A 12,828-nucleotide genomic window follows, 5' to 3' on the forward strand; every position below is an offset into this window, starting at 1 on the left:
GCGGTTTTTATGATGAAATTTATATAGGTTTTTGCTGAAGCGAATGACCTTTCGTCTTTTCCATAGTATCGAGAGCTCTAAAGATCACGTACGTTCCAAACAATCTCACCGCGCTCGTCGTCCCACGTACTGTGATGCCGCTTAAAACCTATCTTTTCTAGCACGCGGAGGGAAGCAACATTCCAAGCGCCTACAGTCGACCAAAGTTTGTGGCGCCCAGTAGCAATCGCAGCGTCCAGTACAACGGATGCTGCCTCAGTTGCGTAGCCTTTACCGTGAGCACTACGGAACAACTCGTATGCAATCTCCGGCTCTTCAAGTGTGGAACGCCCGATAATCAAGCCGCAGTATCCGATGAAATCGCCTTCATCTAGCCTTCGAATAGTGAGAAGGGAAATGCCATTTTCGTCTGCCTTCTTGCGCATCTCAATAAGCCAGCTACGAACGGAGTCAACGGTTGGCATGTCCACACCACGTTCGCCAATTAATTTGCTCAGCCAAACTGCATCGGATTCCTCCCACATACTAAGCTCAAGTCTTTCGGTTTTCAGCTGGAACGCCATAGGTTTAAATAAAGATGGCATAGTGGTACCTCCTAGTTATATGAATGGATTCATAATAGCTTCGCATCTCAACACCACATCTGGTTGGAAACCCGATTCATTCGCGAATGTATAGTAACAGTTTACAAAAAAATAGTGATATTTTATCCGCCATTTGCCGTGCAGTAAAATCCCCACTGATTATAGTTTCACTTTATGAATAAGCAATTCCTTTGCAAAATAGACCATTGCAGCAATCTTTATTTTAGATCTACAGTTGTCCTGTTATATACACATGCTCCGAATATTTCAAAATGCATAAAATGTTATGCGAAATTAAGGAGGGGATACGATGTATAATTCGAATTATCATGATTGGTATAGACAGAATGATAAGTTGATTAGTGATATTGAAAAAGCGATTAATGGAGAGTATAGCGCTATCAGTTGCTATGCGAAATTAGCGAACATGGCCCCAAATCAAGTAGAACAAAAACAAATTCTTGAAATTCGTAACGATGAAATAAAGCATTTCCATCAATTTGTACAAATGTATACGAATTTAACTGGCAGGCAGCCGAAACCACAGATTACTGAAGACTGCCCGAATACGTACTTGCAAGGATTAGAATTCGCTATACAAGATGAGCAGAAGACAGTAGATTTTTATTTGGAAATTGCTGATGAAACATCAGATGCATCTATGAAAGAGTTGTTGCGGAGAATAGCTGCAGATGAACAAAATCATGCGGTGTGGTTTTTATATTATTTTGTGAAGTCGAAGTGAGTATTGAATACAATACTTAAGTATAAGTAGAAGAAAACCGTTTCACAGTAGTGGAGCGGTTTTCTTGCGATGAAATGCAAGTTACATAGGATCGACAAAATATAGTAGTTGAATTTGGTATATAATGTATGAAGATGAAATGAATCAAGGTTTTTACGTTGAATACGTTACAGACGAAAATGATGGTAGAACGCGTTTAACCGTTTGGTAGTAATATGAAAGGGGAACGACAATATGGAGAGAAATACAGTTGAAACTTATAACATTCGAATTGCTTCTCAAGAGGAAAGCGATAATATTATAATTCTATTAAAAGAAGTAGCACAGTGGTTACAACATAAAGAAGTAGATCAGTGGCAGTACCTTTTAGGAGAAGAAGCTACAGCTGAAATATTAGAAGCTATAAGAGAGACATATACATATGTTGTTATGAAAGAAGAAGAAATTGTCGGTACGGTTACAGTTTCTCCTAAACAAAGTGAATGGGATGAATATATTTTTGGTAAAGAGGAAGTTTCTGATTCGTTGTATATTCATAGATTTGCAGTGAAACGGAAGTATAAGGGGAATGGAATAGGAGAATGGATGTTACGATGGATAGAAGAGAATGTGCAACATGATAAAGAGTATTTGAAGTTAGATTGTGTAGGGCATAATCGGATATTGAATGATTTTTATAAGAGAAGTGGTTTTGAATATATTGGAAGTACGGATGGGCTTAGCAAGTTTCAAAAGAGAAGGGGAATGTGAATGCATCCAATTAACGTAAGTTTAGTTGAAAAGTTAATACAGGAACAGTTTTCTGAATGGGCACATTTAGAAGTGAAATCTGTAAAGCTTAGTGGGCATGATAATAGAACGTTTCATCTAGGCGATCAGATGAGTGTAAGATTACCAAGTGATGTAGCATATGCACCGCAAGTAGAGAAGGAAAACAAGTGGCTTCCTCTATTAAGCAAGGAACTTTCTTTACCAATTTCTTCTCCAATTGCGAAAGGGAATCCTTGTGAAGAATATCCGTGGCCTTGGTCAATTAATAAGTGGATAGAAGGAGAGACAGTTACGAAAGAAAATGTACGTGACTTAAATGAATTTGCGGCGGATTTAGGATCATTTCTAGTAGCATTGCAATCTATTGATGCGAGTGACGGACCGATAGCTGGAGCACATAATTTTTACCGAGGTGGGCTTATATCTGTATATGATAAAGAGGCGAGAGATGCTATCGAAAATAATAAGGACGTTTTTGATGAAACAGTATTAAAGCACCTTTGGGGTTTAGCACTTCAGTCAACTTGGAAGCGTAAGCCAGTTTGGGTTCATGGGGATGTTGCCCCAGGGAACTTACTCGTTAAGGATGGAAAGCTTTGTGCCGTAATTGATTTTGGCATATTAGGAGTAGGAGATCCGGCTTGTGATGCGGCGATGGCTTGGACATTCTTTGATCAGAATAGTAGAAACATATTTAAAGAAATATTACGTATGGACGAAGAAACGTGGAATAGAGCGAGAGGTTGGGCGCTTTGGAAGGCGTTAATTACATATGATGCAAATAAGGGGAGTAATAAGAAAGTGGCAGAAGAATCGTATCGTGTGATCCAAGTGATTGTGGATGATTATTCAATAAAGTGAAAAGGTTTATATAGCATCAGTTTTGATTGAAGTTACTTGACGTTTACTGTGCAATCAAAAGGAGGGAATATGATTGAAAGTCAAGCAAGGGAAATATGAAGAAATAAAATTGCGTGATGGCATTCCAGGTATGGTTGAATATATAGATAGCACAAGGCTTCCAGCTGATTTTCACTACTATATTCCTCCACACTGGCATAGAAGTATTGAAATTAGTTTAGTTATATATGGAGACGTTTTTTTATATGTAAATGGGCAAAAAAAGAAAGTGTCAGCTGGTGAGTTTATCTTTGTAAACAGTGGAGATGTTCACGAATTTGAAAAAGTTGAAAATATAAGTTGTGCAGTCATGATGTTAATTGTTTCTTATGAATTTCTTAAAGAGCTAAATGATGACTTTGATACATATAGATTTAATTTAAAAGAATCCGTCGTTCAGAACACAAAGCTCAAAGAAATATTTTATGAATTAAAGGGATTAGTCACAAACTCTGATGATTTAAGTTATATAAAAATTAATAGTTTAATTTATGAGATTGTTTATATTTTGTTGCGCCACTGTAAAGATGGGGAGAAAGTAGATAATGATTTTCAACTTGGAAATAAACAAAAAGAGATGATTACATATATTTATGAGCATTACGATGAAGAGCTTAAACTGAAAGATATGGCGAAACACTTTTTTGTAAGTGAGGAACATTTTTCCCGTATGTTCAAAAAATCTTTCGGATCAAATTTCACCTCTTTTTTAACTAGATACAGGCTTCATAAAGCTTATGAAGATATTATTAGCAGTACAAATTCTATACAAGATATAGCAATAAAACATGGATTTCCCAATGTAAAGTCATTCATTTCACAGTTTAAGGGGAAATATGGATTTACACCATTACAATATAGAAAAAATATGATATCAAAAAATGACAATAATTGAATCAAATATGAACAACAATAAAAATACGTTCCGTGTTACATTTTGTACATGGAACGTATTTTTATTTAGTAAATGGAAATTTACACGAGTATATAATTTTTTTAAAAATGTAAGCGTTTTAACAAGAGGTAGGGGGAATAAAAGATGACTAGACAATATAGCTTAGATTTATTAGAAAAAATTCAAGAAAAACAAGAAACCATCAATGTACAAGGTGCAGAAGTCTTAGTGAAAAACATACCAGATTGCGATGAAAAGGGAGCGATGGATCCACGTCTTTATAAAGACATGAAGGTTCAAATGAACATAATGAGATTTATGCCTAAAAATATGATAAAAATGGACGCTTCCGAAAAATCAGTAAAGAATATGAGAAAACAGTTTAATGGTATTAAAAGCGTTCCGATTGTCACTAAAGATATAAATATTATGAATGAAACAGTTAAAGCGGAAGATGGATATGATATTCCGATAAGAATCTATAATAGTATTTCTAAACGAGAGAATGCTCCAATTCTATACTTTATTCATGGTGGTGGATTTATGGCGGGATCACCAGATGTGGTAGAAGAACTTGTGAAATTAATAGTAGAAAAAACAGATATACTAGCCGTTTCCGTAGATTATCGATTAGCTCCGGAACATCCTTATCCAATTGGGCATACAGATTGTTACACTACTTTAAAATGGATTTATGAGAATGCTGAAGCATTCGGCGGTGATAAGAATAATATCTTTGTAGCGGGTGATAGTGCTGGCGGGAACTTAACTCAGTATTGTACAACGAGAGATATGGAAGATGGCAGAAACCTCGTAAAAGGACAATTGCTTCTGTATCCTACAATTAATATGTGTGACTATGAAGACGAGTTTTATTCTTGGAGTATAGATAAATATGAGATCGCTCCGAAATATAAAAAAGGATTAGAAAAACTGCTTAATGTGATGCATTCAATGGCCGGAGGGATGGCAGAAATACTTGGTACGCAAGACATTCATTCGAAGTATTTAAGTCCATATGTTGATGTAAATCCAGACTATCCATGTACATTTATTACGGTAGGAGAGCATGATTTTTTAATGATAGAATGTTTAGCGTATGCAGCTAAATTGACTAAAGAAGGAGTTGATACTGAAACAGTCCTTTATCGTGGTTTAGGGCACGCATATGGTGATAATGTAGGTGTCTATCCTCAAAGTGAAGATTTAGCGATTGAGATGGGTAATTTTATATTAAAACATAGTGGGAAGTAGGGGGGAATGATGAAAAATAAAACAGTGATAGTAAGTCTAACTTTTGCTATTTTACTATGCATATTCGCATTTACAGACCTACAGATATCCCATAGTTTATATGAACCAACTAATAAGATCGCTCTTTTTTTACAAGCTATAGGAGAAATTCCGGCGATGCTTATCGCCTTATTTTGTAGTATGTATTTATTTAAAACTAGAAAAAATAAAGGTTCAAGAGGATATTATCTATCTGGAATTGGATATGGAGTAATCATACTCTTGTTCGCTTTCATAGCTTCATTTATGTTAGTACATTATTTAACAATTTCAAAATCCTTAATTCCAATTATTATGATTTGCTTCATTGTAGCTACTTATATGATTTCTAAATTATGGAGTAAGTATGATGATGTAAGATTGAGAGATATTGCGTTAATTGGATTATTAAGTGTAGTGATCGTGTTAATTACATTTAATCTAATAAAATTAGGATGGGGTAGAGAACGCTATCGTCATATGATTTCTATAGGATCTTTTGAAGGATTTTCAAAATGGTTTATACCCCAAGGAATTGCTAAAAGTGATGAGTTTATGTCATTTCCTTCAGGCCATAGTGCGAATGCAGCGCTCGTTATTTGGTTGAGTTTATTACCAGGGTATTTTGCTTCATTCAAACGTAAAAAAATAGGTGTTTGGATTTTCATTCTTATGTGGATGATACTAGTGCCAGTTAGCCGTATTATGGTAGGGGCCCATTTTGCTTCAGATGTTACAGTTGGAGTCGCTATTTCATTAATTGTTTTTATATCTACGAAAAAGTATATATGGAGAAATAAGAAAGTTGATGTGCAGAGTATTCATGAAAGTATGTAAACACTCATTGAAATTTACAGAGTGGACTGTAATCAAAGGGAAGTCATTTTGATTCGAATGACTTCTTTTTGTTTGCCGTAAAGGTCAAATTTAACTTTCGAATATTCCTTGACAGGAATATTCGAACTTGGATATAATCGATTCAACAAGAAGATAATAGTAGTGATGATATGGATGTGTTATAACCGGAGACCATCGCTTAACGAGGTGAGTGATATGTCGGGGAAATTTCCGGGCGTGAACATGGCGACGCTGAATGCCTTATCTGAACCGAATCGTATGAATATCGTTGAACTTTTGCGTAACGGTCCTCTAACTGTTGGGGAAATTGCCGACCACTTGGGTTTAAGGCAACCACAAACTTCAAAACATTTAAAAGTGTTAAGTGATACTGGGATTGTGGAAGTGCAGGCGGAAGCGAATCGCCGGATTTATAAGTTACGACCTGAGCCTTTCCAAGCACTTGATTGTTGGATACAGTCATTTAAGCATGTAATGGAAGAGAGATTTGATAATTTAGATACGTATTTGAAGGAATTGCAAAATAAGGAAAAGTCTTAAGGAGGAATGAAGATGTCAAACAATACAATGGTATCGAGAGTAGAGAATGGCCAGGTATTAGTACTAGAGCGCGTTTTTGATGCGCCACGTGATCTTGTATTCAGTATGTTTAAAGAAGCAGAGCATTTGAAACATTGGTGGGGACCAAGAGGCTGGGAAATTCCATCATGTACTGTTGATTTCCGTCCTGGGGGAGTTTGGCACTACTGTATGAAGTGTGTTGATCAAAAACAAGGGCAATTTTTTGGTATGGAATCATGGGGTAAAGGTGTATATAAAGAGATTATTGAGCCTGAGAAAATTGTTTATACCGATTATTTTTCGGATGCTGAAGGCAATGTGAATGATTCTATGCCATCAACGGAGATCACATTGGAATTCATTGATTTAGGTGGAAAGACAAAGTTAATAAATCGTGCTGAATATGTTAACGAAAAGGCCCTTAAGACCGTTATGGATATGGGAATGCTACAAGGTATTACTGAAACTTGGGATCGTTTGAATGAACGGCTTGAGTTATTGAAATAGATTTTGTACTGTAATTTCATTTTTGACGATAGTTAAGTTTAATAAAAAATTGTAAGGGAGCGTTAAAATAAATGATTAATAATGTTGGGCAAATTATGTTATATGTGAATAACCAAGATGAAGTGAAGGGATTTTGGACAGAAAAAGTAGGGTTTATTGTAATTTCAGAGGAAGATAACGGTCAAGGAATGCGATGGATTGAAATTGCGCCGACTAAAGAAGCTGAAACAAGCATTGTTCTCCATAATAAAGAGCTTATTGCTAAAATGCAGCCTGAGTTAAATCTTGGTACACCTTCTTTAATGTTCTTCTCAAAAGACTTCGATCGTTTATATAGCGATTTAGTAAACAAAAACGTTACAGTTGGAGAAATTGTAACGATGCCTACAGGTAGAATCTTTAATTTTGCAGATAGCGAAAATAACTATTTTGCAGTAATGGAAAAGAAGTAAATTTCATTTGAAATTATGAGTGCGATGCTGGACTAAAGGCATCGCATTTTTTATTCTTGTTAAAAACGATTTAATTTTATATAATGATAAAACGATATACAATAGTATGTTATAGTAACAACAAAGGTGGGGTGAAAATGGAAATTATTCACGAAAGAGCAAAGTTACGGTTAATAGATAACAATGATGTCGAAACTTTGTTTTCAATTATAGAAGGAAATCGGGATATTTGGGCGTATTTAATCTCTAAAATGGATAGTGTTCAAGATATGCAGCAATACGTTCAAAAAGCAATAAAGGGCTACGGAAGGGGGACTCAAATACCTTTCGTTGTAGTGGATCAACGGACGAATACGATTGTAGGAAGTACACGGTTATATAATATTTCAGTAGAAGATAAGACAGTTGAGTTAGGGCAGACGTGGTATCATCCAAGTGTACAACGTACGAGTATAAATACAGAGTGTAAGTACATGCTTCTCCAATATGCTTTTGAAAAACTGCATATGCTAAGAGTGCAAATTAAGACGGATGTAAGAAATGAAAAGGCACAACGAGCAATCGAAAGGTTAGGCGCGGTGAAAGAGGGCGTACTGAGAAACGAAAGAAGATTGCCAAGTGGATATGTGAGAGATGCAGTTGTGTACAGTATAATTGCAAGTGGATGGCCAATTGTGAAAACTCGTTTATTAGAAAAACTAGAGTTATATAAAGAAAAGTTATAATTCGTGTTTTGAAAGGTATATGGATTGTGATACATGAAAAATATACCTTTTTTCTTACAAAATGCTACTATATTTTAATTACTTTTGTTTCATCGTTCCCTTCTGATAAAAAATTCGTTACAATGGAGTTGTATGGTAATAAACTTATATTACAAAAAGTAATGAGAACCGCAAACGAAAAATGAATTGATAATCCTCAATTTTAAATGAAAACCCTTTTATACAAATAAAACAAGAAAAATTTCTTCTTTTAAATAAATTCAAACAAACTGATTTGATATATACGTTTTTTATAGAAGTATGGATGATGTACGGAGGCAATTAAATGAAAGAAAATAAGAAAAGTAAAAAAAGACGAATCTTTCAAGTATTTTTACTAATGATTTGTTCTATCATTTTATATGTAAGTTATGCAGCTTACGATATTTGGAGTTACCGCTTTAAAACAGAGGATAATGTGAAGACAGATGCTGGTATCGTACTAGGAGCAGCTTCATGGAACGGAAAACCATCTCCTGTATTTAAAGAAAGAATTAATCATGCAATCTCTTTATATAAGAACGGAAATATTAAAAAGATTATTTTTACAGGTGGTACAAAGTTTGAGGCAGAGCTTGAGGAATCGCGTACCGCTAGAGTGTATGCACTGAAACATGGTGTAAAAGAAGAGGATATTCTAATTGAAACAAAATCCCTTTTCACAGAGGAGAATTTAAAGAATGCTAAGCAAGTTGGAATAGAGAACGGAATCGACACATATACGATCGTGAGTGATCCACTTCATATGAAACGTGCGATGAGAATTGCAAAACATATTAAAATTGAAGCGTATGCGTCACCAACGCCAACGTCAGCCTATAAAACGTTAGATACAGAAATCCCATTCTTCTTTAAAGAATTATTCTCGTATATTGGATATGTAACCTCATTGCCATTAAAGACATTGAAGGGAGACTAATATAAGGAAAGAACCTATTTTAAAATAGGAACTTTTCTTATCGTTCAAAAACATTGTATTTTTATCGGAATAGTGAAACAATAGAGAGGTAGCTTCATATAATCATAATGACAAAATGAACGGTTGATGAATCGGACATAAAGGAGATTATAATATGGCACTCTCATTTGTGGAAACAGAAGAACAGTCTTATATTATTAAGCAGTTAAATGCTTTAATTCCAAAGTTTATGGAAAGAGAATCGGAGTTAGATGAACTAGGTTCTTTTCCATATGAAAATATACGAAACTTAAAAGAAATCGGATATACGAAATTAACACTACCGAAAGAATGTGGAGGGAATGCAATTTCCTTATACGACTTCGTATTGTATCAAGAGAAAATTGCAGAAGGCTGCGGAGCTACTGCTCTATCAATTGGATGGCATATTGGTATTGTGAAAGAGCTAGCGGAAAATCGTTCTTGGAGTGAAGAGATGTTCCAATGGCTTTGCGAGGAAGTGCGTAATGGTGCGCTCTTTAACCGGGCAGCAACAGAGCTGAAAACAGGGAGTCCGACGCGTGGCGGAAAACCAGAAACAATAGCGGTTCAAAAAGGTGATAAGTGGATTATAAATGGAAGAAAAACTTTTACAACGATGGCACCAGTACTTGATTATTTTATTATTTCAGCAAGTATTGAAGGCCGAGAAGAAGTTGGTGAGTTTGTCATTCCAAGAAATGCGCAAGACGTGTCAATTGAAGAAACGTGGGATAGCGTCGCAATGCGAGGGACTGCTAGCCACGACCTCGTCTTACAAAATGTAGAAATAGAGAACCGCTTTTTTACGGATGTAAAGGGCGGGAAAGTGAAACAAAAGGGTATTGGCTGGTTGCTACATATACCAGCATGTTATTTAGGAATCGCACAATCAGCAAGAAATTATGCAGTTCAGTTTGCGGAATCATACAAGCCAAATAGTTTAAATCATTCAATTAGTTTATTGCCGAATGTTAGAAGATTAGTCGGAGAATTAGAACTTGAGCTTATGCAAGCTCGCGTCTTTTTATATCAAATTGCGAAAAAGTACGATGAAGCAGAAGATAAGCTTTCACTACAAGCAGAGCTAGCGGCAGTGAAATACGTAGTAACAAATGCGGCGATATCCATTGTAGATAAAGCAATGCGCATCGTAGGAGCAAAAAGTTTATCAGAAAAAAATCCACTTCATCGTTACTATTTAAACGTCAGAGCAGGATTACACAATCCGCCGATGGATGATGCGACACTGTCTATGTTGGCGGATGCGGCGTTTCGGCCATGATGAATAAGCGAAAAGGTTGTTCCAAAGCGGAACAGCCTTTTTGTCATTTCAGTTATTATATCTATGTAGTTTGTTTACTGAGGCTGCAGCTCAAGTCTCATACTACTCTCAGATCCATCTTCATTATAAGCGGATAAATAATAGTACCCTGGCTCTGGAGAAGAAACGAATGAACGCAAAGTAAATGTTTTACTTTCATTTGGTTGTATTGTATGTCTTACTAGTTGTTCTTCATTTTTTGTTTTGATTGAATATGTAAATGCATTTTTACCAGTATTTTCAACAGTGATTTTCAGGTCACCGAGACCACTAAAGTCGAATCCAGTACCTACGCTTCCGCGGAATGTATGTGTATTATTGAATGATGACGAACGAAATGTTGGGATGTCGTTTGTTTCAATTGATGAGAGAGTAATCGTTTCTGTTTCTTCTATGTTAGTAGGGATAGAATCTAGTTGTGTATTTTGTTTTGTTAATAAAGTAATAGTGCAAAGTGATGCGATGAGGATAAATGAACTAGAGATAAGGAAATGTTTTTTTGTAAGAAGCATATTTTGTTCTCCTTATAATAGTGTTGTATATGAAAAATATACCATTACCGATAACTGTTATCAATTGAAAAAATCTTTCTTTTCATTCTTCTTTTTATAGTTTTATAGTGGAATGCTATGCTTCTTATTTCACCTACTGTATAATAAGAAAAAAGCACGAAAAGAGGTTAACTCATGCTAGAGGTTATTGCAACATGTTTAGAAGATGTGAAACGAATTGAACGAGCTGGCGGGAAGCGAATTGAATTAATTTCATCTTATACAGAAGGTGGCTTAACACCGAGCTATGCTTTTATAAAAAAAGCGGTAGAAGCGGTACATATACCAATTCACGTTATGATTCGTCCGCATGCGAAGTCTTTTACATATACGGAAGAAGAAATTGAAATGATGAAAGAAGATATTATAGTTGCGCAGAAGTTGGGTGCAGCAGGCGTTGTATTAGGCGTATTAAAAGAAAAAAATGAAGTGGATGAAGAGAAATTAGCAGATTTATTGTCTGTTGTAGATGGAATAAATGTAACGTATCACCGTGCGATAGATGATACCGAAAATCCAGTAGAAGCGATGAAAACTTTAAAGAAATTTCATAAAGTGACTCACGTTTTAACTTCAGGTGGACAAGGAAATATAGTAGATAATATTCCAGTGCTTACAGAGATGCAAAAGGTAAGCGATGGTCAAATTCAACTTGTTGCTGGAAGCGGTGTAACGAAAGAGAATATAAAGAAACTACTAGATGAAACTGGAATTACGCAGGCGCATGTCGGTACAGCTGTAAGAGAAGGGAAATCATGTTTTTCTGAAATTGATCTAAAGTTAGTGCAAGAATTAGTTGAAATAATAAAGTAAGTATTAAAGAAAGAGGAGAAACGATGAAGAAAAATACGAAGAGAGAATTGATTTCATGGATTAAAACGATAGGTATTACACTTGCGATTGCTTTTATCGTTCGTGGGGTACTATTTACGCCCTCATTAGTACAAGGTGAGTCGATGATGCCAACTTTAGAAAATAACGAGCGAGTTCTCGTGAATAAGATTGGTTATAATATAAGTGGATTAGATCGCTTTGATATTATTATTTTCCACGGAAAAGAAGGATACGATTTAGTAAAACGAGTAATCGGTTTACCAGGTGATACAGTTGAGTATAAAAATGATGTTTTATATGTAAACGGAAAAGCGATGGAAGAGCCATATTTAAAAGAATTTAAAGAAAAAGCAGCTGGCCGTGTATTAACTCCAGACTTTACGCTAGAACAAATAACAGGGAAAACGAAAGTGCCAGAAGGCCAAGTGTTTGTTTTAGGAGATAACCGTGAAGTTTCTAAAGACGGTCGTATGTTTGGTTTTATTTCAGAAGATGAGATTGTCGGAAAAGGACAAGCTGTTTTCTGGCCGTTGAAACAAGTGAGAGCGTTATAAAGTAAAAAAGTATGGGAGAAATATTCTTCCATACTTTTTTTGTGTCTTTTTATTTAAATTGTTGGTTTTGCTATAACTTGAGCTTTTGAAAGAGTATCTTCGTTTGTCGCAAATGTCACATTATAACTTATACAAAAAGATAGCATAATTGCAGGAATCATTAGCAGTTTTTTCAAAAGAAACACTCTTTATATTTTATATGTTATTAATCCTAATTACATAATAAATGGAATGAATAGAAAGAATGATAGTTTAATATAATAATTTACAAATTTATATAATTATTTGCATTTTTTGAATTACTGACAAAATATATCGG

Annotated in this window: 17 protein-coding genes and 1 pseudogene; 15 read left to right on the forward strand and 3 right to left on the reverse strand. The window is 35.2% G+C overall.

The features are described 5' to 3' along the window. Positions 1-77 precede the first annotated feature (77 nt). The gene (locus COC96_RS05170; RefSeq protein ID WP_098266270.1) at positions 78-584 is read right to left on the reverse strand and encodes a GNAT family N-acetyltransferase; all 507 of its coding nucleotides are present in this window, start codon (positions 582-584) and stop codon (positions 78-80) included. 310 nt (positions 585-894) lie between these two features. Between COC96_RS05170 and COC96_RS05175 the strand changes: the two genes are divergently transcribed. The 13 genes and pseudogenes from COC96_RS05175 to COC96_RS05235 all read left to right on the forward strand — a co-directional run bounded on the left by COC96_RS05175 (position 895) and on the right by COC96_RS05235 (position 10,531). Then, positions 895-1,329: a ferritin-like domain-containing protein gene (locus COC96_RS05175; RefSeq protein ID WP_088229573.1), complete on the forward strand. Its 435-nt coding sequence runs from the start codon at positions 895-897 to the stop codon at positions 1,327-1,329. Between the two features lie 121 nt (positions 1,330-1,450). Next, positions 1,451-1,540, forward strand: a pseudogene (locus tag COC96_RS28670) (DUF2691 family protein); the annotation flags it as partial. A 23-nt stretch (positions 1,541-1,563) separates the two neighbouring features. After that, on the forward strand, positions 1,564-2,079 hold the full coding sequence (locus COC96_RS05185; RefSeq protein WP_098768405.1) for a GNAT family N-acetyltransferase: 516 nt from the start codon (positions 1,564-1,566) through the stop codon (positions 2,077-2,079). After that, positions 2,080-2,961 carry an aminoglycoside phosphotransferase family protein gene (locus tag COC96_RS05190; protein ID WP_098768406.1) on the forward strand — a complete coding sequence of 294 codons (882 nt, stop codon included), beginning with the start codon at positions 2,080-2,082 and terminating at the stop codon, positions 2,959-2,961. Positions 2,962-3,034: 73 nt separating this feature from the next. Further along, entirely contained in the window at positions 3,035-3,895 is an 861-nt protein-coding gene (locus COC96_RS05195; protein WP_098768407.1) for an AraC family transcriptional regulator, read from the forward strand. A gap of 144 nt (positions 3,896-4,039) precedes the next feature. Next, positions 4,040-5,149, forward strand: coding sequence for an alpha/beta hydrolase (locus COC96_RS05200; RefSeq protein ID WP_098266274.1), 1,110 nt, complete (start codon positions 4,040-4,042; stop codon positions 5,147-5,149). 9 nt (positions 5,150-5,158) lie between these two features. After that, positions 5,159-6,004 (forward strand): phosphatase PAP2 family protein, encoded by an 846-nt coding sequence (locus tag COC96_RS05205; protein WP_098768408.1) that lies wholly within the window; start codon positions 5,159-5,161, stop codon positions 6,002-6,004. 216 nt (positions 6,005-6,220) lie between these two features. After that, positions 6,221-6,565, forward strand: coding sequence for an ArsR/SmtB family transcription factor (locus tag COC96_RS05210; RefSeq protein ID WP_088229567.1), 345 nt, complete (start codon positions 6,221-6,223; stop codon positions 6,563-6,565). 12 nt (positions 6,566-6,577) lie between these two features. Further along, positions 6,578-7,093 carry an SRPBCC family protein gene (locus COC96_RS05215; protein ID WP_098252488.1) on the forward strand — a complete coding sequence of 172 codons (516 nt, stop codon included), beginning with the start codon at positions 6,578-6,580 and terminating at the stop codon, positions 7,091-7,093. Between the two features lie 71 nt (positions 7,094-7,164). Then, positions 7,165-7,545, forward strand: coding sequence for a VOC family protein (locus COC96_RS05220; protein ID WP_098768409.1), 381 nt, complete (start codon positions 7,165-7,167; stop codon positions 7,543-7,545). Between the two features lie 137 nt (positions 7,546-7,682). Next, on the forward strand, positions 7,683-8,270 hold the full coding sequence (locus COC96_RS05225; RefSeq protein WP_098768410.1) for a GNAT family N-acetyltransferase: 588 nt from the start codon (positions 7,683-7,685) through the stop codon (positions 8,268-8,270). A 325-nt stretch (positions 8,271-8,595) separates the two neighbouring features. Continuing rightward, complete coding sequence (locus COC96_RS05230; RefSeq protein WP_098266277.1) at positions 8,596-9,228, forward strand: YdcF family protein; 633 nt, start codon at positions 8,596-8,598, stop codon at positions 9,226-9,228. 154 nt (positions 9,229-9,382) lie between these two features. Further along, positions 9,383-10,531 (forward strand): acyl-CoA dehydrogenase family protein, encoded by a 1,149-nt coding sequence (locus COC96_RS05235; RefSeq protein ID WP_098266278.1) that lies wholly within the window; start codon positions 9,383-9,385, stop codon positions 10,529-10,531. 74 nt (positions 10,532-10,605) lie between these two features. On the opposite strand, the gene COC96_RS05240 is transcribed toward COC96_RS05235, so the two are convergent. Beyond that, positions 10,606-11,082, reverse strand: coding sequence for a hypothetical protein (locus COC96_RS05240; RefSeq protein ID WP_098266279.1), 477 nt, complete (start codon positions 11,080-11,082; stop codon positions 10,606-10,608). A gap of 174 nt (positions 11,083-11,256) precedes the next feature. On the opposite strand from COC96_RS05240, the gene COC96_RS05245 reads away from it, so the two are divergent. After that, a complete protein-coding gene (locus COC96_RS05245; RefSeq protein ID WP_098266280.1) occupies positions 11,257-11,934 on the forward strand; it encodes a copper homeostasis protein CutC in 678 nt (225 codons plus the stop codon). Positions 11,935-11,957: 23 nt separating this feature from the next. Continuing rightward, positions 11,958-12,509, forward strand: a complete 552-nt coding sequence (lepB, locus tag COC96_RS05250; RefSeq protein ID WP_097906259.1) for a signal peptidase I — start codon at positions 11,958-11,960, stop codon at positions 12,507-12,509. A gap of 53 nt (positions 12,510-12,562) precedes the next feature. Here lepB and COC96_RS27915 read toward each other — a convergent pair whose 3' ends face one another. Then, the gene (locus COC96_RS27915) at positions 12,563-12,685 is read right to left on the reverse strand and encodes a hypothetical protein (RefSeq protein ID WP_255287921.1); all 123 of its coding nucleotides are present in this window, start codon (positions 12,683-12,685) and stop codon (positions 12,563-12,565) included. Between the last annotated feature and the right edge of the window lie 143 nt (positions 12,686-12,828).

The sequence above is a fragment of the Bacillus cereus genome (assembly GCF_002577405.1).
GTDB classification, from domain to species: Bacteria; Bacillota; Bacilli; order Bacillales; family Bacillaceae_G; genus Bacillus_A; species Bacillus_A cereus_AU.

Coding starts and splice junctions, on each gene's coding strand:
- COC96_RS05245 (WP_098266280.1), top strand. CDS start 11,257: ATGCTAGAGGTTATTGCAACATGTTTAGAAGATGTGAAACGAATTGAA.
- COC96_RS05170 (WP_098266270.1), bottom strand. CDS start 584: ATGCCATCTTTATTTAAACCTATGGCGTTCCAGCTGAAAACCGAAAGA.
- COC96_RS05205 (WP_098768408.1), top strand. CDS start 5,159: ATGAAAAATAAAACAGTGATAGTAAGTCTAACTTTTGCTATTTTACTA.
- COC96_RS05185 (WP_098768405.1), top strand. CDS start 1,564: ATGGAGAGAAATACAGTTGAAACTTATAACATTCGAATTGCTTCTCAA.
- COC96_RS05230 (WP_098266277.1), top strand. CDS start 8,596: ATGAAAGAAAATAAGAAAAGTAAAAAAAGACGAATCTTTCAAGTATTT.
- COC96_RS05220 (WP_098768409.1), top strand. CDS start 7,165: ATGATTAATAATGTTGGGCAAATTATGTTATATGTGAATAACCAAGAT.
- COC96_RS05235 (WP_098266278.1), top strand. CDS start 9,383: ATGGCACTCTCATTTGTGGAAACAGAAGAACAGTCTTATATTATTAAG.
- lepB (WP_097906259.1), top strand. CDS start 11,958: ATGAAGAAAAATACGAAGAGAGAATTGATTTCATGGATTAAAACGATA.
- COC96_RS05240 (WP_098266279.1), bottom strand. CDS start 11,082: ATGCTTCTTACAAAAAAACATTTCCTTATCTCTAGTTCATTTATCCTC.
- COC96_RS05210 (WP_088229567.1), top strand. CDS start 6,221: ATGTCGGGGAAATTTCCGGGCGTGAACATGGCGACGCTGAATGCCTTA.
- COC96_RS05190 (WP_098768406.1), top strand. CDS start 2,080: ATGCATCCAATTAACGTAAGTTTAGTTGAAAAGTTAATACAGGAACAG.
- COC96_RS05200 (WP_098266274.1), top strand. CDS start 4,040: ATGACTAGACAATATAGCTTAGATTTATTAGAAAAAATTCAAGAAAAA.
- COC96_RS05225 (WP_098768410.1), top strand. CDS start 7,683: ATGGAAATTATTCACGAAAGAGCAAAGTTACGGTTAATAGATAACAAT.
- COC96_RS05175 (WP_088229573.1), top strand. CDS start 895: ATGTATAATTCGAATTATCATGATTGGTATAGACAGAATGATAAGTTG.
- COC96_RS05215 (WP_098252488.1), top strand. CDS start 6,578: ATGTCAAACAATACAATGGTATCGAGAGTAGAGAATGGCCAGGTATTA.